Source organism: Pseudomonas sp. B2M1-30 (assembly GCF_025447575.1).
Taxonomy (GTDB): Bacteria; Pseudomonadota; Gammaproteobacteria; order Pseudomonadales; family Pseudomonadaceae; genus Aquipseudomonas; species Aquipseudomonas botevensis.
On the sequence record NZ_JAOEJT010000007.1, the window covers coordinates 139,943 to 161,172 of the forward strand.

Below are 21,230 nucleotides of genomic sequence, written 5' to 3' on the forward strand. Positions count from 1 at the left end.
ATTGACTGTGTAAAACCCGGCGGACGGATGAACTGGCAAAAACCGTAAGGTTAAATTGTAAAGAATGTAAATTCGTCGCGAATAACAATGTTTCGCAATTGATACGAATACCTGTTTACCCTATATTCCGCCGCCTCAAATCCTTGGGGAGGGGAATAAAAATGGCACGTCAACAAGCACAATTACCGGTCAGCACACCTCGTCTGCTCGCTTCCGCAATTGGTGTGGCAATCACCGCCGGCTCCGCCGGACACATGGTGTTCGCCGCCGAAAAAACCGACAGCAAAGCCTCCGGCAATGCCATCGCCCTGGACGCCACCGCCATCACCGGCGAAGCCCAGGACTCGACGTCCTATCAGGTCGAGAAAGCCTCCTCGCCCAAGTACACCGCGCCGCTGGTCGACACGCCGCGCTCGGTCACCGTCATCCCGCAACAAGTCCTGAAAGACACCGGCGCCCTGAACATGCAGGATGCTCTGCGCACCGTACCGGGCATCACTTTCGGTGCCGGTGAAGGCGGCAATCCGCAGGGTGACCGTCCGTTCATCCGTGGCTTCGACGCCCAGGGCGACACCTACCTCGATGGCGTGCGCGACACCGGTTCGCAGAGCCGCGAGATCTTCGCCGTGGAAAACATCGAAGTCAGCAAAGGCCCGAACTCGGCCATCGGCGGTCGCGGCGCAGCCGGCGGCAGCATCAACCTGGTGAGCAAGAAAGCGCACCTGGGCAATTCGTTCGACGGTGGTTTCACCTGGGGCTCCGACCAGACCCAGCGCTACACGATGGATGGCAACTATCAGTTCAGCGACACCGCCGCCGGCCGTCTGAACCTGATGAGCCACGAAAGCAACGTCGCCGGTCGCGACAAGGTCGACTACGACCGTTGGGGCATCGCACCGTCCCTGGCCTTCGGCCTGGGCACCGACACCCGCGTCAACCTCGACTACTACCACCTCGAAAGCAACGACACCCCGGACTCGGGCATCCCGTACACCATCCCGGCCGGCGGTTCGGCAGCCCGCACCAAGTCCAATCCGGACAAGCCTTACGCCGGTGGCGATCACAGCAACTTCTACGGCCTGGATCGTGACTTCCGCAAGGGCCGCACCGACACCGCGACCTTCGCCATCGAGCATGACCTGAGCGACTCGCTGACGATCAAGAACACCCTGCGCCACGGCACCAGCATGCAGGATTACATCCTGACCCAGCCGGATGACAGCAAGGGCAACGTCAACAACGGCAGCGTCTGGCGTCGTGCGAACACTCGGGTGAGCAACACCGAGACCACCACCAACCAGACCGACCTGTTCGGCAACTTCTACGTCGCCGGCTTCAAGAACAGCTTCTCCACTGGTGTCGAATACACCCGTGAGGAAAGCCAGAAGTCCTCGTACAACGTCAACACCGACACCACGCCGCGCACCACCGCCGCGACCACCAACTGCACCCCGGCGATGATCGGCGTACCGAGCGGCTACAACTGCACCTCGCTGTCGAACCCGAACCCGAACGATCCGTGGAACGGTGCGATCTCGCGCAACTACGCCGGCACCGACACCCAGTCCGATACCTACGCCCTGTACGTGTTCGACACCCTGGAACTGTCCCAGCAATGGCTGGTGAACATGGGCCTGCGTTACGACCACTTCGAAACCGGCTACAACACTTACAACAACGCGGGTCGCACCACCTCCAAGGGCAGTGACACCAGCGAGTTCGTAACCGGTCAGTTCGGCGTCGTCTACAAGCCGGCGGAAAACGGCAGCATCTATGCGTCCTACGCCACCTCCGCCACGCCACCGGGTAACACCCTGGGCGAAGGTCAGGAAGGCAACCCGCTGGGCGGCACGCCGGACCGCAACGGCAACCTGCTCAAGAGCGACCTGGAGCCGGAAACCACCAAGAACTACGAAATCGGCACCAAGTGGGATCTGCTGAACGATCGCCTGTCGCTGACCGCCGACATCTTCCGCACCGAGAAAGAAAACGCTCGCGTACAAGTCGACACCACGTCGTACGAAAACGCCGGCAAGACTCGCGTGCAAGGTATCGAGCTGTCGGCCAGCGGCAAGATCACCGACAAATGGCAAGTGTTCGCCGGCTACGCCTACATGGACAGCAAACAAGTTGACGGTGGTGACCTGCCGGCCAACAAGGCCAACAACGGTAACGAGCTGCCTAACACGCCGAAAAACAGCGCCAGCCTGTGGACCACTTACCAGCTCACGCCGAAGCTGACCATCGGTGGCGGCGCGTTCTACGTCGACGACGTGTTCGGCAGCGTGGCCAACACCACCATGGTCGATTCGTACGTTCGTTACGACGCGATGGCGGCCTACAAGCTGAGCAAGAACGTCGACCTGCAACTCAACGTGCAGAACCTGACCAACGAGGTCTACTACGACAAGGCCTTCTCGACCCACTTCGCCAACCAGGCGGCGGGCCGTACGGCGCTGTTGAGCACCAACTTCCACTTCTAAGCAAACCGCAGGAGCAGGCGCCAGCCGCTCCTGCACAGAAACAGGCCCCGTTCATTCGATTGAACGGGGCTTTTGTGCGTAATAAAGAACGCTTCTCGATAACCCACGGCATAATGCGCGCCGTGAAGACAATTTTCGAACGGACAAGGCGAGCGACGTGTTGAAGAAAACCCTGTTCCAGTTGCACTGGTTCTTTGGCATCACGGCCGGTCTGGTGCTGGCCCTGATGGGCATCACCGGCGCGGCCTACTCGTTTCAGGATGAAATCCTGCGGGCGCTGAACCCGTCAGTGTTGCAGGTGGAAAAACAGGTCGCCGGGGTGCTGCCGCCAGCGGAGCTGGTGGAGCGCATCGAAGCCGCGTCCGGCAAGAAAATCGCCATGCTCTGGGTCGAAACCGACAGCGGCAACGCCGCGCGGGTGTACTTCGCCCCGCCCAAGGGCGAGCGCCGTGGCGAAATGCGCTACTTCGATCCGTACACCGCCGAGTTCAAGGGCGATGCCACCGGCCAGGACTTCTTCGGCCTGATGCTGCAACTGCACCGCTTCCTCGCCATGGGCGATACCGGGCGCAACATCACCGGCGCCTGCACCCTGATGCTGCTGTTTTTCTGCCTCTCCGGCCTGTACCTGCGCTGGCCGCGCCAATGGAACAGTTGGCGCGTATGGCTGACGCTGGACTGGAAGAAAAAGGGCCGCAGCTTCAATTGGGATCTGCATTCGGTGGCCGGAACCTGGTGTCTGTTGGTGTATCTGCTGCTGGCACTGACCGGGTTGTCCTGGTCCTACGAGTGGTACAACAAGGGCCTGACCCGACTGCTCTCCGACGCCCCGCAAAACGAGCGCGTGCGCGGCGGTCGCGGCCCGGCGCCCGAAGGCCCGGCACCGGTCGCCGATTACGCGGCGATGTGGAGCAGCATCTACAGCAGCGCCGGCCCGGGCCTGTCGGCCTACAACATCCGCATGCCGCCAGTGGCCGGCCAACCGGCGACGGTGTTCTACCTGCTCGACAGCTCGCCTCATGATCGCGCGCTGAACCAGATCACCCTCGACCCGGCCACCGGCATCATCAAACGCGTCGACCGCTATGCCGACAAGAGCTTCAAGGCGCAACTGCTGACCAGCATTTATGCACTGCATGTCGGCAGCTATTTCGGCCTGGCCGGACGGATCATCGTCACCCTCGCCGCCGTGTGCATGCCGCTGTTTTTCATCACCGGATGGCTGCTGTACCTGGATCGCCGTCGCAAGAAAAAGCAGATCCGGGACGCACGCCAGGGTCTCGCACAACCGGCCGGCGATGCTTCGGCGTGGCTGATCGGTTTCGCCAGCCAGAGCGGTTTTGCCGAACAACTGGCGTGGCAGACCGCCGGCCAGTTGCAGGCCGCCGGCCTGCCGGTGAAGGTGCAGCCGCTGGCGAATGTCAGCGAGCAGGATCTGCGTGAATCGGACAACGCCCTGTTCGTGGTCAGCACCTTCGGCGACGGCGAGGCACCGGACAGCGCTCGCGGTTTCGAACGCAAAGTGCTGAGCCACGCCTCGCAACTCGACCGCCTGAACTTCGCCGTGCTGGGGCTGGGGGATCGCCAGTATCAACACTTCTGCGGCTTCGCCCGGCGCCTGCATCAATGGCTGGGCGAGCACGGCGGCAAGTCGCTGTTCGCGCCGGTGGAAGTCGACAGCGGCGACCCATACGCCCTGCGCCACTGGCAAACCCAGCTCGGCCTGATCACCGGACAGGCGCCGGTCGATACCTGGCAGGCACCGAGCTACGAAAACTGGACGCTGGCACGTCGCGAACTGATGAACCCCGACAGCAGCGGTTCCCCCGTGTACCTGCTGGGTCTGAGCGCACCGAACACCAGCAGTTGGCTGGCCGGTGATCTGGTGGAAGTGCTGCCACGCAACTGCCCGTGGGCCATCGAGCATTTCCTCGACGGCCTCGGCATCCGTGGTGAAACCCCGGTCCAGGTCAACGGCCTCGAAGAGTCGCTGGAACTGGCCCTCGCCACCCGCCAGTTGCCCGAACACCGCGCGCATCTGGTCGGCCTGCACGCCCAGGCGCTGGTCGATGCCATGGTGCCGCTGGCGATGCGCGAGTATTCGATCGCCTCGATTGCCGCCGACGGCGTGCTGGAGCTGATCGTGCGCCAGGAACAACACAACGATGGCAGCCTCGGCATCGGCTCCGGCTGGCTGACGGAGCACGCTCCGGTGGGCAGCGGCATCAGCATGCGGGTGCGACGCAACAGCGGTTTCCACCTGCCGAACGAAGCGCTGCCGATGATTCTGCTCGGCAACGGCACTGGGCTGGCCGGATTGCGCAGCCTGCTCAAGGCACGGATTGCCGGCGGACAACAGCGGCACTGGCTACTGTTCGGCGAGCGCAATCGCGAGCACGATTTCCTGTGCCGCGCCGAGCTGCAAGAGTGGTTGATCAACGGTGATCTGGAGCGACTGGACCTGGCGTTCTCCCGGGATCAGGTAGAGAAAATCTACGTGCAGGATCGCTTGCGCGAATCCGCTGCCGAGCTGAAGAAATGGCTGGCGGACGGTGCAGTGATTTACATCTGCGGCAGCTTGCAGGGGATGGCTTCGGGGGTGGATCAAGTGCTGAATGAGGTGCTTGGGGCTGCCGAGGTTGAACGGTTGATCGAGCAGGGGCGGTATCGTCGGGACGTTTATTGATCGACTTGAGTCAGTCGCCCTCACCCTGGCCCTCTCCTTTTGGGAGAGGGCCAGGAGTTGTTGATCTTGAGCCATTCAAACCGGCTGCAACCTCTGCTCGAACACCGCCACCCCATCCAGATCCCGCAACACCACACTCATCTCCCCGCTCTGCCCTTCGATATTCACCTCGCCAAAAAACTGAAACCCGGCAAACGGCGATGTGTTCTGCGCCGGCGGTGCCTTCTCGAAGACCACCTCGGGGCCAAAGGTTTTATCCAGCGGATTAGGCCCGAAACTCCCGGCATTCAACGGGCCGGCGACAAACTCCCAGAACGGTTCGAAATCCTGGAACGCCGCACGATCCGGGTGATAGTGATGCGCCGCGCAGTAATGTACGTCCGCCGTCAGGAATACGAAATTGCGCACCTGTTGCGCCCGCAGGAAACCGAGCAATTCGGCAATCTCCAACTCGCGTCCCTGAGCCGGACCGGGGTCACCGTTGGCCACGGCCTCCCAACGTGCGACACCGGGGCTGACCTCACCGTCCGGCACGCCGAGGCCGATCGGCATGTCGGCGGCGATGACTTTCCACTGGGCTTTCGATGCTTTCAAACCGCGCTTGAGCCAGTTCAGTTGCTCGCGCCCGAGGAACGGTTTTTCCGCGCCGAGATTGTCGTCGTTGGCGCCGCGATAACTGCGCATGTCGAGCACGAACACATCGAGCATCGGCCCGTAGCTGAGCTTGCGATAGATCCGCCCGCCGCCATCGGCGGCCTGCAAACGCATCGGCGAATATTCGAGCCAGGCCTGACGTGCACGGCCGACCAGGGTGTGGATATTTTTTTCCTGATAACGCTCGTCGAGTTGCTTGCCCGGCGACCAGTTGTTGACCACTTCATGGTCGTCCCACTGCCAGATCTGCGGCACTTCGGCGTTGAAGCGGCGGATGTTTTCGTCCATCAGGTTGTAGCGATAGTTGCCGCGATAGTCGTCGAGGGTTTGCGCAACCTTGCTCTTGGCTTCAGTGGTGATATTGCGCCACACCCGACCGCCCTCGGTGGTCAGTTGCGCCGGCACCGGGCCGTCGGCGTAGATGGTGTCGCCGCTGTGGATAAAGAAGTCCGGCAAACGCATGCGCATGGCTTCATAGATGCGCATGCCGCCGATATCGGGGTTGATGCCGAAGCCCTGGCCGACGGTGTCGCCGCTCCAGACAAAACGGATATTGCGCCGCGCGGTCGGTGCGCTGCGCAAATGGCCGAGCCACGGTTCGCTGGCGACGCCGGTGCGGGCGTCCTTGAAGTACACACGGTAGAAAATCGCCTGATCGGCCGGCAACCCGGTGAGTTCAACGCGGGCGGTGAAATCGCTGCGGGCATCGGCCAGCGCGGAGACGACACGGCGCGGATGGCGGAACTGGCTGCGGGTGTCCCACTCCACCACCATTTGCGCCGGGCGGTCGGCGCGGCTCCAGATCATCGCCCGGTCGCCCTGCAAGTCGCCGGATTGCACGCCGTCAGTGAGTTGCGGTCGATCCTTGACCGAAGCAATCACCGCCGGCGCCAGTCCTGGCATCAGCAGCCCGGCACCGACCGCCTGCATCACACGCCGGCGACCGAGGTTGAAATCGCTCATGGTGTTCTCCCTGAAAAAAGGAAAACTTAAGCACGGGTTTGTGAATCGGGAGTGACACCGGACAAATGATTGCCGGCAGAGAAAGCGCCTTGTGGGAGCAGGCTTGCTCCCACAAGGCGAGGGCGTCAGGCCTTGGCCGGTTCCAGCGCCAGCTCCACTGACTCCGGCCGCTTGACCAGCGCATACACCACCGCCGTCAGCAGACTGCCCGCGACAATCGCCAGCAGATACAACAGCGCATGGTTGATCGCATTCGGAATCGCCAACACAAACAGGCCACCGTGGGGCGCCATCAGTTTGCAGCCGAAATACATCGACAACGCACCAGTCAGCGCACCACCGGCAATGCTTGCCGGAATCACCCGCAGCGGGTCCTTGGCGGCAAACGGAATCGCCCCTTCGGAGATAAAGCACAGCCCCAGCACCAGCGCCGCCTTACCGGCCTCGCGCTCGGTCTGGGCAAACTTGCGTCGGGCAATGAACGTGGCGATGCCGAGGCCGATCGGCGGCACCATGCCGGCGGCCATGGTCGCGGCCATCGGTGCGTAACTCTGCGAGGCCAGCAGCCCCACCGAGAACGCATACGCGGCCTTGTTGATCGGCCCGCCGAGGTCGACGCACATCATGCCGCCGAGCAACACGCCCAGCAGAATTGCGTTGGTGGTTCCCATGCTGTCGAGGAAATGCGTAAGCGCTGCGAGCATCCCGGCCACCGGTTTGCCGACCACGTAGATCATCACCAACCCGGTAAACAGGCTGGCGAACAACGGGATGATCAGGATCGGCTTCAGCGCTTCCAGACTCTGCGGCAACGCCACATAACGGCTGATCGCCTTGGCCGCATAACCGGCAATGAAACCGGCGACGATCCCGCCAATGAAACCGGCGCTCAGCGTGCTCGCCAACAAGCCACCAATCATCCCCGGCGCCAGCCCCGGACGATCAGCGATCGAGTAGGCGATGTAACCGGCCAGCAGCGGCACCATCAGCTTGAACGCGGTCTCGCCGCCGATCTGCATCAACGCCGCCGCCAGTGTGCCCTCTTCCTTGAACGCAGTGATGCCGAAGACGAACGACAGGGCGATCATCAAACCGCCCGCCACCACCATCGGCAGCATGAACGAGACACCGGTCAGCAGGTGTTTGTAGACCCCGGTTTTCTCTTGCTTGGCCGGCGCCTTGCCATCGCTGGCGGCGCTCTCCTGCTGACCTTCGGCCAACGCTTTGTTGAGTGTCGCTTCCGATTGCTTGAGGGCGATGCCGGTGCCGCACCGGTAGATTTTCTTGCCGGCAAAACGCTCGGTGGCGACTTCGATGTCCGCCGCCAGCAGCACCACGTCAGCCTCAGCAATCGCCGCCGCGCTCAACGGATTGCGCGCGCCGACCGAGCCTTGGGTTTCCACTTGCAGCTCATAGCCCAGGCGCTTGGCCGCCTGCTGCAATGCTTCGGCGGCCATGAAGGTGTGAGCAACGCCAGTCGGGCACGCCGTGACGGCGACAATGCGTGGCGCGGTCTGTGCGACGACAGCAGGCGCAGCCTCGGCAGCCACGTAGATGGCCGCGTCCTGCGCACCGCGCCGCAGCACCTCTTCGACATCTTGCAGAGCTTGCGCCGGAGCAATCCGGAACACGCGCTTGCCGACGAAACGGCTCATGTCCACCGCCCCGGTGGTCACCAGCAACACCCATTCGGCGGCCTCGATCGTCGCCGCCGACAACTGTCGCTCGGGGTGCGCCGCGTCCATCACTTCGACACTGGTGCTCCAGCCCTGACGCTGGGCCGCCGCATCCAGCAGCCGGGCGCACAGCACACTGGTGACCATACCGTTCGGGCAGGCCGTAACAATGGCTAATTTCATGACAAACCCTCTTATTGTTCTGTCAGGGGGCGCACGCGCACGCCCTGTTCAAGCGGCGCCAGTTGCGCGGCGTCCTGGATACCGAAACCGATCTGCGTCACCGCCAGCGCGGCAATCGCCGTGGCCGTGCGCAGGGTTTGCTCTGGCGTATCGGTGCTGAGCAAACCGTGCAGCATGCCGGCCAGCAGCGAATCCCCGGCACCGACCGTGCTGGCGACGCTGACCTTCGGCGGCGTGGCATGCAGCGCCGAGCCGACGCTGAACCAGTTCACGCCATCGGCACCGTGGGAAACCACCACATGCTCGATACCCTGAGCATGCAATCGGGTGGCCGCCTCGGCTTCCGCGACCGGGGAAGTCACCGCGCAACCGAGCGCGTCGGCCAACTCTTCGGTGTTGGGCTTGATCAGCCACGGACCCGCCTTGAGCGCCTCGCGCAGCGCTTCACCGCTGGTATCCAGGGCGACTTTCAGACCCAGCGCTTCAAGGCGCTCGATCAACTCGCGCAACCATTTGGCACTGACCCCACGCGGCAGACTGCCGGCAACCACCACTGCATCATGCCCCGGCGCAATCTGCGCCAGACGCTCGAGCAACGCCTGTTGTGCCTGCGCGCTGACTACCGGCCCCGGACCGTTGATGTCAGTGATGCGGCCGTCATGTTCGGCGACTTTGATGTTGGTGCGGGTCTCCCCCGGCACCCGGACAAAGGCGTCGACGAAACCACGTTTGGCAAACAGGGTTTCGAACGCTTGCAGGTTGTCTTCGCCGAGAAAACCGCTGACCGTCAGTTGATGGCCGAGGTCGGCCAGCACTTGCGCGACATTCACCCCCTTGCCGGCGGCATGGGTATGCATCTCGTCGCTGCGGTTGACCTGACCGAGTGAAAGCAGCGGCAGTTGCACCGTGAGGTCCAGCGCCGGATTGAGGGTCAGGGTGAGAATCTTGGCCATTACAGGGCCTCCACTAATGCGCGCACTTCGTTGGCGCTGCCCACGGCCAGCGCGTGTCGGGCAAGGGTTTGAGCCTGGGTCAGGCTGAGTTCGCGGATGCGTGCCTTGACCTCGGGAATGCTGCGTCCGGACACGCTCAACTCATCGACGCCGAGGCCGACCAGCACCGGCACTGCCAGCGGGTCCGCCGCCAGTTCGCCGCACACGCCGACCCATTTGCCATGGGCATGAGCGGCGCGCACGGTGATGTCGATCAGTTGCAGCACCGCCGGATGCAAGCCGTCAGCCTGGGCGGACAGCGTCGGGTGACCACGGTCGATGGCCAGGGTGTATTGGGTCAGGTCGTTGGTGCCGACGCTGAAGAAGTCCACTTCTTTGGCGAGTACCGGCGCCAGCAATGCGGCGGACGGTACTTCGATCATGATCCCCAGTTGCAGATCGGCGACCGGGATTTCCTGGCGCAGACGCTCGGTCATGTCCCGGGCCTGACGCCATTCTTCGACGCTGCCGACCATCGGGAACATGATCCGCAATGGGCGGTTGTCCGCCGAACGCAGCAACGCGCGCAACTGCGCTTCCATGATCTGCGGACGTTGCAGGGTCAGGCGAATGCCGCGCACGCCGAGGAACGGGTTTTCCTCCTTGGCGATCGGCCAGTACGGCAGCGGTTTGTCGCCGCCGACGTCCAGCGTGCGCACCACCAGCGGCCGCCCGGCGAGGCCGTCGAGAACACGGCGGTATTCGGCTTCCTGGGTGGCTTCGTCCGGCGCCTGCGGGTGGGCCATGAAAATCAGTTCGGTGCGCAGCAGACCTATGCCTTCGGCGCCCTGCTCTACCGCACTGGTGACACCGGCGCTTTCGCCGATGTTGGCGAACACTTCCACGGCATGGCCGTCGCGGGTGTGCGCCGGTTGATGGCGTTGTTCGGCAGCGACCTTGAGGCGTTGTTCGCGGGTGTCGCGCTCTTCGGTGGCGCGTTGCAGGGTCGCGGCATCCGCGTCCACATGCAGGCGACCGCGCTGACCGTCGAGCAGCAACGGCGTGCCCGGCGCCAGCAGCAACACCGCCGCACCGGCACCGACCAGCGCCGGAATCCCCAGAGCACGGGCGACGATGGCGCTGTGAGCGGTGGCGCCGCCACGGGCGGTGAGAATCCCCGCGACCCGTGTCGGATCGAGCCGCGCGACATCCGACGGGCCGACTTCATCCATCACCAGAATGTATGGTTGCTCGGGTTCGCTCGGGGTCTGCACGCCACACAACTGCGCCAACACCCGGCGACCGATGTCGCGCAAGTCCGCTGCCCGTTCGGCGAGCAATGCGTCCTGCAACGACTCCTGCTGTCTGGCCGCCGCTTCGATCACCGCCATCCACGCAGCTTCAGCGCTTTCGCCCTGCTTGAGACGGGTGTCGACTTCGTCGGTGAGTTCCGGGTCGTCGAGCATTTCCTGATGGGTGATGAAGATTTCGCGGATCGCCTTGGCCTTGCTGCGCTCGATCAACCCCTGAATATCGCCGCGCACATCCGCCAGCGCTTGCTTGAGGCGCTCGCGTTCGATGGCGGCGGACTCACCGCGCAACGGATAATCGATGGCTTGCTGCACCTGAATGTGCGCAGGACCGATGGCGATGCCCGGTGCGGCGGGAATCGCTTGCAGCACGCTGCCAGAGGCCGGGGCGATTAGCACTTCGGCAATCTCGGCGATCGGTTCGCGCGGCTGGCTCACTGCCGGCAGCGGCTCGACGTCTTCACCGAGGCCTTCTTCAATGGCCGCCAGCAAAGCCGGCAAGGCGTCGGCGGCGATGCTCGGCTCGGCGATCAGCTCCAGCACCTGACCGCGCCGGGCGCCGAGGCTGAGCAACTTGCTCAGGCTCTTCACCGACACCGCGCTGTCCGGGCCGTCAACGATGCGCAGGCGAATTTCACCCTCGAAGCTCTTCGCCAGTTGCGCGAGAACTTTCGCCGGCCGTGCGTGCAGGCCATGCGCGTTAGCCAGGGCAATCCGCGCGCTCGGCCAATCGGCGGGCAGTTCGCCGCCGAGCACTTCGAGGACTTTGCGGCTGCTGGTGGCGCGGCCCAGTTCATGGCCACGCCCTTCGATCAGCAACGCACACAGGCGTTCGAGCAAAGCCTGATGCGCTTCACCGAGGCTGGCGAGGCAGAACAGCCCGCTGAGCGGCTGGCCGAGGTAGCGCATCGGCTTGTCCGGGGTGACGAAGGCCAGGCCGGGACGCTTGACGGTCTGTTCGCTGTGCAGCCACCACAGGCCATCGCCCAGCGGCAGCGCTTCGACCTGCTGCAGAATTCCGGCGAAACCGTTGCTCACGCAATCGGCCTGACGCAGCAGGCGCGCGCCGCGCCAGACCAGTTCTTCGAAATCGTCGGCAGAAACACCGAGGCCGATCATTTGCGCATCGAGGGCCAGTTCCTGTGGCGCGCCTTGCAGCAGTTTCAAAAGCGCTTCGGGAGAACTGGCGCGGCGCAGGGCCTGGCCCAGATCCGTCTCGCCGAGGGCGCGGGTCAGCAATTGCAGCAGGCGCAGGTGCTCGTCGGATTTGGCGGCGATACCGATTGCCAGGTAAACGATCTGACCGTCGCCCCAATCCACGCCGTCGGGGAACTGCATCAGGCGCACGCCGGTGGTGAACACCAGTTCGCGGGTTTCCGGTGTGCCGTGGGGGATGGCGATACCCTGGCCAAGAAAGGTCGAGCCCTGGGCCTCCCGGGCCTGCAACCCGGCGAGATAACCGTCGGCGACCAGGCCATCGGCCACCAGATGACTGGCCAGCAATTGCAGGGCGGCGGGTTTATCCACGGCCGACTGGCCCATGGATATCTGCTCTACAGTGAGCTCGAGCATGCGATCTCCTTTTTGGCGCGTGAGCACGCCAGGTATTGTTTTGAATGGTTGCAGCTTAGGCGCTGGCCTGCTTCCCTTTCAGGGGCAGTTTTGGCGGTTTCACGGCAGAACCGGCAAAAGGCCTCAGAAGTGCAGAAAATACGCTTGCTGAAACGTTTAATCTAGATTGTTCGGCACGTTACTCGATAATGTCTCATCCTTGAAGTCCAACTTGTCGGATGCGCTGCGACAATGGTCGCCTGCCCGAATCGGGTAGGATTGACGAAAATGTCGGGGCAAGCTCGAAAAACAAAGGAAATCCCGGGTTGAAACTCAGTGATATTGCGCGATTGGCCGGCGTGTCCGTGACCACCGCCAGCTACGTCATCAACGGCAAGGCCGAACAGCAACGCATCAGCAACGCCACCGTCGAGCGGGTGCGGGCGGTGGTCGATCTGCACGGCTTCACCCCCAATCCACAGGCCGCCGGCTTGCGCAGCCGCCACACCCGCACCCTGGGCTTTATCCTGCCGGATCTGGAAAACCCCAGTTACGCGCGGATCGCCAAGCTGCTGGAACAGGGTGCGCGGGCTCGTGGTTATCAATTGCTGATCGCCAGCTCCGACGATGCGCCGGACAGCGAGCGGCAATTGCTGCAACTGTTCCGCGCCCGGCGCTGCGACGCGTTGATCGTCGCCAGTTGCCTGCCGGCCAGTGACGACAGCTACCGCCAGTTGCAGGCCAAGGGTCTGCCGATCATCGCCATCGACCGGGTGATGGAGCCGGAGCATTTCTGCTCGGTGATCAGCGACGACCGCGAAGCCAGTCTGCACCTGACCGAAAGCCTGCTCGACCCGCAGCCGAAACAGATCGTGCTGCTCGGCGCCCGTCCCGAACTGAGCATCAGCCAGGAGCGCGCCGCCGGGTTCAAACAGGCCCTCGCCGGGTTCAAGGGGCAGGTGTTGGTCGAGCACGCCGAATCGTTCAATCGTGAATGCGGCCAACAACTGATGGAAGAACTCCTGCAGCGCCTCGGGCATTTGCCGGATGCGCTGGTGACCACGTCCTACGTGCTGTTGCAGGGGGTGTTCGACGCGTTGCATGACTTCCCGCTGAAGTCACGACCGCTGCGCCTCGGCACCTTCGGCGATACCCAGTTGCTGGACTTCCTGCCGCTGCCGGTCAACGCCATGGCCCAGCAGCATCAGTTGATCGCCGACAAGGCGCTGGAACTGGCGCTGGCGGCGGTCGAGCAATCGGATTATCAGCCGGGCGTGCAAGCCATCCCGCGTACCTTCAAGCAGCGTATTCACCGGAACTGAACCGTGGAGCTGATCGACAGCCACACCCACCTGGACTTTCCCGACTTCGACGCCGACCGCTCGGCGTTGCTGGCCGAGAGCCGCGCCCTCGGGGTGCGGCGGATGGTGGTGCTGGGTGTCTACGAAGGTAACTGGCAGCGGGTGTGGGAGCTGGTGCAGGCCGATGCCGACCTGTATGCGGCTTTCGGCCTGCATCCGGTCTATCTCGATCAGCATCGCCCGCAGGATGTGCAGCGCCTCGGCGAATGGCTGACCCGGCTGCGCGGTCATCGGCAACTCTGCGCGGTGGGCGAGATCGGCCTGGATTACTTTATCGAAACCCTCGACCGCGACCGCCAGCAGGCACTCTTCGACGCACAATTGCAGCTGGCGGCGGACTTCGAGTTGCCGGCGCTGATCCACGTGCGCCGCAGCCATGCGGCGGTGATCGCCACGCTCAAACGCTTCAGACTCAAGCGCGCGGGCATCATCCACGCCTTCGCCGGCAGCCGTGAAGAGGCGCGGGAGTACATCAGGCTTGGGTTCAAACTGGGGCTGGGCGGCGCACCGACCTGGCCCCAGGCATTACGCATGCATCGGGTGCTGGCGGACTTGCCGCTGGCGTCCGTGGTGCTGGAAACCGACTCCCCGGACATGGCGCCCGCCATGTTTCCCGGCGAGCGCAACACCCCGGCGCATCTGCCGGCGATCTGCACCGCACTGGCCGAACGGATGAACATCAGCCCCGACCAATTGGCCGCCGCCAGCACGGCCAACAGTTGCGAAGTGTTCGGCTGGTAATCAGTCGCCGTGGGCGCGGGCGGCTTCGAGCAGCAGCGTCAGGTGCTGGCGTCGACGCACGTAGTCGATCATCGCAAAGAACAGGAACACCGCGATCAACGAGAAATTCAGCTGTTCCGTGACGCTGATGATCCCCACCCACTCCAGCACCAGTGCCACCAGCAGCGCGGTACATATCGTCACCACTGCGCTGGCGCGCAACATCGCCAACGAATCAAGCGACTTGAAGCGTTTGATCTGTTCGGGGCTGCGCAACTCCAGCGTCTTCTGACAGTTCGTGCAGGTGAAGGCTTCGTTGATCGCAATCGCATTGAGCTGCCAGGGCTTGAGCAGCAGCGTGGTCTGGCAATGGGCACAACGGCCCTGGACTCCCAGGGTTGCAGCGGACATGGGCGGTCTCCTCCTGGTGGTGTGTGACAGGGATCTTGATTGATTGAAGACGAAAATCCAGCGCTCACATGAAAACAAGATCCGACTGACATGCACAGCCCCAAAAAGCCTACAAATACTTCAGATAAAACTTGTGGTCCGTGTTTCTTCAAACACGGAACGCGCTGATCAGTTGTTTGAGCTCGACCACCTGCGCCGAGAGCGCACGACTGGCGTCTTCGGTCTGGTGCGCGCCCTGGGCCGTGCGTTCACCGGCGCGATTGATCTCGACGATGTTCTGGTCGATGTCATGGGCCACGGCGGTCTGCTGCTCCACCGCAGCGGCAATCTGTTGATTCTGGTCGACGATCATGCCTACGGCGCCGAGGATATTTTCCAGGGCCTGCTGGACTTTTTCCGACTGCCCGACGGTGCCATTGGCCATCTGATGGCTGACACCCATGGCCTTCACCGCCGCACCGACTCCGCCATGCAGCCGGTCGATCATCTGCTCGATCTCTTCGGTCGATTGCTGGGTACGCTTGGCCAGGGTACGCACTTCGTCCGCCACCACCGCAAACCCTCGGCCCTGCTCACCAGCGCGGGCGGCTTCGATGGCCGCGTTGAGCGCCAACAGGTTGGTCTGCTCGGCGATGCTCTTGATGACCTCCAGCACGCGGCTGATCGACTGGCTGTCGCTGGCCAACTGGTTGATCACCAGCACCGACTGATCGATCTCGCCGGCCAGTGCCGCGATGCTGCCCTGCTGCGACTCCACCAGTCCGCGCCCACTGATGGTTTCGTCATTCACGCTGTGGGCGCTGCTGACCGCCGCCGCCGCGCTGCGAGCCACCTCCAGTGAAGTCGCCGACATCTGGTTCATCGCCGTCGCCACTTGTTCGATCTGGCTGCGCTGCCCGGCCACGGCCTGATTGCTTTGCGCCGAGACGCTTTCCACTTGCCCGGCCTGACGCTCGACTTCGCCGACGGTATGGCCGACGCGCTCGATCAGGTCGTGGATCTTGCGCACGGTGCCGTTGAACACCTCGCCCAACTCGCCCAGTTCATCGCGGCTGTTGGCTTTGAAATTGACCGTCATGTCCCCCGCCGCCACTTTGTCCATCATCGCGCCGAGGCGTTTGAGGGTGGTGCGGGTCGAGGCGTAGAAACCGCCGTAGAGATAGAAAATCAGCACGAACACCACCGACAGCGCCGAAGCCTGCAAGACCATGTGCGTGCGGTTTTGCGTCAGGCGCTGTTGCAACTGGCTGTCGAGGAATTTCAGGGTCGCTTCGTTGAGCTGGTAGGTCTGCGCCATCAGTGCAGTGACCTGGTCGTAGAAGCCCTGCCACGGAGCGTCGAGGGTGTCGGCCATCACCACTTGCTCCTCGAACAGCTCGCTGGCCTGCTTCAACGAAGCCTTGCTGGCGTCCGCCGGAGCGCTGAGGGATTCACGGGCGGACTTGCTCGAACCGAGGGCGTCCTGAAGTTTCAGGCCGTACTCGGCCTGGAGTTTTTCGATCTGTACCAGCAACTCATCGAAACGGGTGCTGGAGGCACTGTTGAGAAAACCCTGGCCCAGGGAATACGAGCCCATGGCCCGGCCCTCGCCGATAAGCTGGGTCACCGCCGGGGTGACGTTGGTGACCAGCTCGCTGAGTTGGCGGATGTCGCTCTGGTTGTCGCGGCTCAGACCGGCCTGGCTGGCGACGATCTGGCTGAAAATCTGCGCGCTGCCCAGCAGCTTGGCGATCAGCGCACTTTTGCTTTGCAGGGAGTTTTCCGCTTGCTGGGCCTTGAACGCGGCGATCATCTCGTCGCGCTTGCCGTCGAACACCTTGATCTGCTCCGGGTCCTCGGTCATCGCCGCCAGCCCTTGCAGCCGCGTCAATACACTTTGTTCAAGGGTGGTGATGTTCGCTTCGACATTGCCGGCCTTGCCGGACTGGCCGAGGGTGACGTTGATCTGCACCAGATTGTTCAGGGTTTCCAGATCCCGGCGCAGGGTCAGGCTGCTGCCCAGCAGATCGAGGCTTTGCAGTTCAACGCGGGTGCCCTGGAATTCGCGGTAGGAATCGCGAACCAGATAGAAGTTGGTCACCAGCATTGGCACCAGGAACAGCACGCTGATCAGGCTGAACTTCATGCCGAAGCTCAAGCGGTTCATCAGCGAGACGGCGGGATAGAGCAAGCTCTTCACTGGAAGTCTCCCTTGGTTTTTCTTGTTTTTTTATTGGCAGGCGCGGGGCGACAGCAGATAGCCACTATCGGGCGCCATCTCTGTATAGCTCAAATCGAAGGGAGGTTTTGTAACTTAAGGTTAACGGCCGGAGCGAGACGATGACTGGAGCCGGCCGTGACGAGGGAGTTGCTCCCCCGCCACCCTGAATTGCACTTCGAACTCAGTGAACCAGCACCGTCCACAAGGCAAACCCGGCATACCACAGCACCGCCGCGCGCAGCAGCAGTTCCCACAGGCAGTCGAGGGTGTTGATGCCATCCGACCCGACCACCGGAGGCGGGATCTCCCCCGCCGCCAGCCCGACCTTGTTGATCAGCTGCCCGGCGCTGATGTTCCAGTTCAGCAACTCGTGCAGCATCACCCGGCTGACCGCGACGAAGTTGCCGACCAGCGCGAGACTTGCCGCCAGCAAGCGCACCGGCACCCAGTCGAAGGCGTGGCGCAGTTGCCCGGCCCGTTCGACCACCGCCGGGTTGCGCGCATGCTCCTCGGCCAGCGCGAGCAGGCGATAACTCAGCGCCGCGACCGGGCCGAGCAGGAAGTACCAGAAAATCACCGCGAAGAAGCTTTGGTACGCCTGCCACAACAGATGCGCTTGCACCCGCTCCAGCAGTTGCTCGCCGCTGTCGGCGCAGATGTCCAGATCGCGCTTGGCGACATGCGCGGCGGCTTGCAGGTCTTCCCGGCGCCAGGCATCGCGGAACGGCCCGAGGCCACCCAGCAGGTCGCCGCGTCCCAGGCTGTAAATCACCACCAGCAGATGCACTGGCAACGCCAGCAGGCCGTAGGCCACCGGTTCCAGCACCAGCAGCAACAATCCGAGCAAAGCCACCGGCAGCAACACCAGAATCACCAGCACCAGCCACGGCTGCTGTTTCAGGCGCTGGCTGTTTTCAAGCTTGTGCAGTTCGCGGATCCATCCGCCATCGCGTTGAACCCGATGACGCAGGGCCGAGAACTTCTCGATCCACAGCGCCAGCAGTAACACCAGAAAACTCATTGTCCTTCCTCTTGTACCAGGGCCGCGCGGTAGCGTGCCCAGTCAAATGCAGGTCCCGGATCGGTCTTGCGCCCGGGTGCAATGTCGCTGTGTCCGCAGATGCGCTGGCCGGTGATCGCCGGAAACCTCGCCTGCAACTGGCGGGTCAGCGCGGTCAACGCCAGATACTGCGCATCAGTGAACGGCAGATCATCGGTGCCTTCAAGTTCGATGCCCACGGAAAAATCGTTACAGGTTTCCCGCCCCTCGAAACTCGAAACGCCGGCGTGCCACGCCCGCTCAAGACAGGAGACAAACTGGGTGACCTTGCCGTCACGTTCGATCAGAAAGTGCGCCGACACGCGCAGGTCGGCGATCCCTGCAAAGTAGGGATGCTCCGTGACATCCAGACGATTCTGGAAAAATTCCTGCACCTTGCCGGTGGCGAATTGCGCGGGTGGCAGGCTGATGTTGTGGATCACCAGCAGGGAGACTTCGCCCGCCGGGCGTTCATTGAAGTTGGGCGACGGGCAGACCTGCACCCCCTGACACCACCCGCTAGCGGGATCCAACTGCATACCGATTCCTTCAACGCCGACTGTGTTGGCGCCCAGTATGCCGTGATCGGCCCCCGGCGCGCGATCACTTGCCGCGATTGAGCCGCCGCAGATTGCCCAGCACCGACTCCAGAGCCCGGTCGAACAGCAAGGTGTCGTCCAGCGCCCGCGCCGCGCCACGACGAAACGCCTGGGCCAGGCCGATACGGCTGTGCTCCAGCACTTTCATCCCGGTGCGGTCGACGAACACGTATTTGCCGGTGGCTTCGATGATCGCCGCCAGTTTGCAGCGCAGGGTGTGTTCCTCGTCTTCCTCGAACGCCACCCAACTGCCCAGACGTAGCTGATCGACCTGACGCAGACTGGCGTCGTCCTCGGGCAGACGCGCCGCCGACAGCGTCTGCGCGCCCTCGTCGGCAATCGGCAAAACGATCCGCTGCGACACCTCGACCAGATGATCCACCTCCTGCGAAGGCTCCAGCACCCGCACATGCAGGGCTTCCAGTTCACTGAAAAATTCGCTGGTGGCAAACGGATCGAACGCCGAACTGCTCAAGCCGTTACGCAGGGACTTCAGCAGCCCCGGCACCAGATTCAGCAGCCGCAGGGCGAATTCGGGATCGTCCTGGCGCTGCACGCTCCAGATCAGTTGCTCCATGGTCTGGACGTCAGCCTGCCACTCGGCGCATTGGTCGCCGTGCTTGAGGCAGGTCAACAACAGCACTTTGCTCCAGGCATCCCGGACAAAAGCCACCACCGACGGTGGCAGGACTTTGCCCAACAGCGCCTGATTCAGCGCCCGCTCGACACGGCGCCGGGCCAGCTCGGTTTTCGCCCGGCCCTCTTCCGCATCGCGCAGACGTTGCTCAAGCAATTCGCTACGCCGACGCTCGTCGCCGGTGAAGGCCAGAAAGTCTGCCAGCAGTTCGGAAAATATCGTCGGATCGTCGACGAAATCGTTGAGCAGGCGCTGCACCACTTGTTCGATGCGCAGGTACAGACTGTCTCGCGCATCACCGTCGCAATCGCCCCAGCCCATGGCGGCGTCGGCAATTTCATTGAGCAGGCGCCGCGCCGGGTGGCTGCTGCGACTGAAGAAACTCTTGTCCAGCACCGCGACTTTCAGCATCGGAATCTGCAACCGGGCGATCAACGCCTTGAGCGAATCCGGCAGGTTGCGGTCGTCGAGGATGCATTCGAAGACCATGGCGATCAGGTTGATCACATCCTCGTCCGCACCGCCGACGAAGCGCGACTTACCGCTTTTCACACTGACGCGAGTGAGCAGTTGTTCGAGCTGATTGCGCAGGTCGAAATCATCCTGCGCAGCGGTCAGGGCCGGCACGTATTGCTGCAAGTGCGAGAGCAGGCGCAGCAGGTCGCGGGTGGAAATCGGCTGGGCGACAACGCTGGGCTCCAGGGTCGGCGCGACACTGCCGCGCACATGCAGGAGCAATTCCTGCAAGGCCGCGAACACTTCCTGAACGCTGTCGTCCGCCGGCAAATGATCGCTTTCGCGCGCTTCACTGCGCACGCTGGCGGCGGCCTGGTCGGTGGCCCGCCGCGCCGGTGCCGGTTTCAGTTCGGGCAACACGCCGGTGGCGCTCAGCAGTTGATTGGCTTCGGCATAGAGTTGATCGGTGCTGGCCAGCACATAACGCTCGAACAGCTTGAGCAGGATCAGCTTGACCTTGATCTCCACCCCCAGGTTGCGCCCGGCCTGCAGGAAGTATTCGCAGAGCATCGCCGGTCCCAGCGGGTTGTGCAGGTCGTCGCGGCTTTCGCCGAGCAGCGCATTGAACCGTGCGGTCAATTGACCGAGGGCGAAGCCGTCGCGGTTCAGCACCCGGCCGACCATGGTTTCGATCGCGACGCTGCGCTCCATGTCGTCGGTGCGCGGCGCCTCCTCTTCGTACACGAGGGCGTGGGGCAAGGTGCTTTGCGCGGGATCGTATTGAGTGAGGCCGACGAACGCCTCGAAGAACAGTTCGAGAAAGCCGCGCTCGATATGTTTGCGCTTGAGGCGCAGGTCGCGCATGGCTTCGAAAAAGATGTTCTGTTCGACGTCGTTGCGCGCGCGATCAGCCATCTCGAACAACGTGTCGTCGGCGTTATCGAACAGATCCTGCAAGCCCTGACGCAACTGCTGGGCAGCCTTGTCGCGAACCTGAAGCAGAATCACAGGCAGGCGGGCGAGCGGCGAGTGGGTCGCCTGATCGGTAGCAGCCTTGTGCAAAGGCACTACTTTCCCGTCGTTGTGCATCCTGCCTCCTGAAGCGGTGATTCTTTCGGTCAGTTTCAACTCACCCCTTGTGAAAGCGGGCTTTGCAAATCGAGAACTCGAGAGATACGTCAAAGACATGACGTCAAATGCAAGGCGGATTATCTTGCAAAAGATATCCCCGGCGCCATAGGCGTCAGGGTTTCCCCTATACGTAAACTCCCGTTAATGACCACGGTCGAACGGCGTTTGCTCAAAGAAAATCGACCAGATGCAGTCAAGCTCACGAGTTCTCGCCTTGGGTTGGCCGATGCCATGCCCC

13 protein-coding genes are annotated in these 21,230 nt (G+C 63.0%); 4 read left to right on the top strand and 9 right to left on the bottom strand.

Annotated features, from left to right (window positions below):
* The first annotated feature begins 161 nt into the window (after positions 1-161).
* Together N8H74_RS15950 and N8H74_RS15955 are read left to right on the top strand one after the other, a co-directional pair.
* Positions 162-2,483: a TonB-dependent siderophore receptor gene (locus N8H74_RS15950; RefSeq protein ID WP_262148699.1), complete on the top strand. Its 2,322-nt coding sequence runs from the start codon at positions 162-164 to the stop codon at positions 2,481-2,483.
* A 157-nt stretch (positions 2,484-2,640) separates the two neighbouring features.
* The gene (locus tag N8H74_RS15955; RefSeq protein WP_262148701.1) at positions 2,641-5,169 is read left to right on the top strand and encodes a sulfite reductase flavoprotein subunit alpha; all 2,529 of its coding nucleotides are present in this window, start codon (positions 2,641-2,643) and stop codon (positions 5,167-5,169) included.
* A gap of 75 nt (positions 5,170-5,244) precedes the next feature.
* Here the strand turns inward: N8H74_RS15955 and N8H74_RS15960 are convergent, their stop codons facing one another.
* The 4 genes from N8H74_RS15960 to ptsP all read right to left on the bottom strand — a co-directional run bounded on the left by N8H74_RS15960 (position 5,245) and on the right by ptsP (position 12,459).
* Positions 5,245-6,786 (bottom strand): alkaline phosphatase D family protein, encoded by a 1,542-nt coding sequence (locus N8H74_RS15960; protein WP_262148703.1) that lies wholly within the window; start codon positions 6,784-6,786, stop codon positions 5,245-5,247.
* A 125-nt stretch (positions 6,787-6,911) separates the two neighbouring features.
* Positions 6,912-8,645 carry a PTS fructose-like transporter subunit IIB gene (locus tag N8H74_RS15965; RefSeq protein ID WP_262148705.1) on the bottom strand — a complete coding sequence of 578 codons (1,734 nt, stop codon included), beginning with the start codon at positions 8,643-8,645 and terminating at the stop codon, positions 6,912-6,914.
* An 11-nt stretch (positions 8,646-8,656) separates the two neighbouring features.
* The gene (pfkB, locus tag N8H74_RS15970) at positions 8,657-9,598 is read right to left on the bottom strand and encodes a 1-phosphofructokinase (protein ID WP_262148707.1); all 942 of its coding nucleotides are present in this window, start codon (positions 9,596-9,598) and stop codon (positions 8,657-8,659) included.
* Positions 9,598-12,459: a phosphoenolpyruvate--protein phosphotransferase gene (gene ptsP, locus N8H74_RS15975; protein WP_262148709.1), complete on the bottom strand. Its 2,862-nt coding sequence runs from the start codon at positions 12,457-12,459 to the stop codon at positions 9,598-9,600. The genes pfkB and ptsP overlap by 1 nt, the downstream gene beginning before the upstream one ends.
* A gap of 305 nt (positions 12,460-12,764) precedes the next feature.
* On the opposite strand from ptsP, the gene cra reads away from it, so the two are divergent.
* Both cra and N8H74_RS15985 read left to right on the top strand, forming a co-directional pair.
* Complete coding sequence (gene cra, locus N8H74_RS15980; protein ID WP_262148711.1) at positions 12,765-13,760, top strand: catabolite repressor/activator; 996 nt, start codon at positions 12,765-12,767, stop codon at positions 13,758-13,760.
* Positions 13,761-13,763: 3 nt separating this feature from the next.
* Positions 13,764-14,540: a TatD family hydrolase gene (locus N8H74_RS15985; protein WP_217831024.1), complete on the top strand. Its 777-nt coding sequence runs from the start codon at positions 13,764-13,766 to the stop codon at positions 14,538-14,540.
* On the opposite strand, the gene N8H74_RS15990 is transcribed toward N8H74_RS15985, so the two are convergent.
* The 5 genes from N8H74_RS15990 to N8H74_RS16010 all read right to left on the bottom strand — a co-directional run bounded on the left by N8H74_RS15990 (position 14,541) and on the right by N8H74_RS16010 (position 20,950).
* Complete coding sequence (locus N8H74_RS15990) at positions 14,541-14,930, bottom strand: hypothetical protein (protein ID WP_262148713.1); 390 nt, start codon at positions 14,928-14,930, stop codon at positions 14,541-14,543. It abuts the gene before it with no gap.
* A gap of 148 nt (positions 14,931-15,078) precedes the next feature.
* Positions 15,079-17,109: a methyl-accepting chemotaxis protein gene (locus N8H74_RS15995; RefSeq protein ID WP_262148715.1), complete on the bottom strand. Its 2,031-nt coding sequence runs from the start codon at positions 17,107-17,109 to the stop codon at positions 15,079-15,081.
* A 202-nt stretch (positions 17,110-17,311) separates the two neighbouring features.
* Positions 17,312-18,151 (bottom strand): regulatory signaling modulator protein AmpE, encoded by an 840-nt coding sequence (ampE, locus tag N8H74_RS16000; RefSeq protein WP_262148717.1) that lies wholly within the window; start codon positions 18,149-18,151, stop codon positions 17,312-17,314.
* A complete protein-coding gene (ampD, locus tag N8H74_RS16005; protein ID WP_262148719.1) occupies positions 18,148-18,708 on the bottom strand; it encodes a 1,6-anhydro-N-acetylmuramyl-L-alanine amidase AmpD in 561 nt (186 codons plus the stop codon). The genes ampE and ampD overlap by 4 nt, the downstream gene beginning before the upstream one ends.
* A gap of 64 nt (positions 18,709-18,772) precedes the next feature.
* On the bottom strand, positions 18,773-20,950 hold the full coding sequence (locus tag N8H74_RS16010) for a DUF1631 domain-containing protein (RefSeq protein ID WP_262148721.1): 2,178 nt from the start codon (positions 20,948-20,950) through the stop codon (positions 18,773-18,775).
* Positions 20,951-21,230 lie beyond the last annotated feature (280 nt).

Bases quoted from the DNA above. Each gene is read 5' to 3' on its own strand.
- N8H74_RS15950 (WP_262148699.1), top strand. From the start codon at position 162: ATGGCACGTCAACAAGCACAATTACCGGTCAGCACACCTCGTCTGCTC.
- N8H74_RS15960 (WP_262148703.1), bottom strand. From the start codon at position 6,786: ATGAGCGATTTCAACCTCGGTCGCCGGCGTGTGATGCAGGCGGTCGGT.
- N8H74_RS15965 (WP_262148705.1), bottom strand. From the start codon at position 8,645: ATGAAATTAGCCATTGTTACGGCCTGCCCGAACGGTATGGTCACCAGT.
- pfkB (WP_262148707.1), bottom strand. From the start codon at position 9,598: ATGGCCAAGATTCTCACCCTGACCCTCAATCCGGCGCTGGACCTCACG.
- ptsP (WP_262148709.1), bottom strand. From the start codon at position 12,459: ATGCTCGAGCTCACTGTAGAGCAGATATCCATGGGCCAGTCGGCCGTG.
- N8H74_RS15990 (WP_262148713.1), bottom strand. From the start codon at position 14,930: ATGTCCGCTGCAACCCTGGGAGTCCAGGGCCGTTGTGCCCATTGCCAG.
- ampE (WP_262148717.1), bottom strand. From the start codon at position 18,151: ATGAGTTTTCTGGTGTTACTGCTGGCGCTGTGGATCGAGAAGTTCTCG.
- ampD (WP_262148719.1), bottom strand. From the start codon at position 18,708: ATGCAGTTGGATCCCGCTAGCGGGTGGTGTCAGGGGGTGCAGGTCTGC.
- N8H74_RS16010 (WP_262148721.1), bottom strand. From the start codon at position 20,950: ATGCACAACGACGGGAAAGTAGTGCCTTTGCACAAGGCTGCTACCGAT.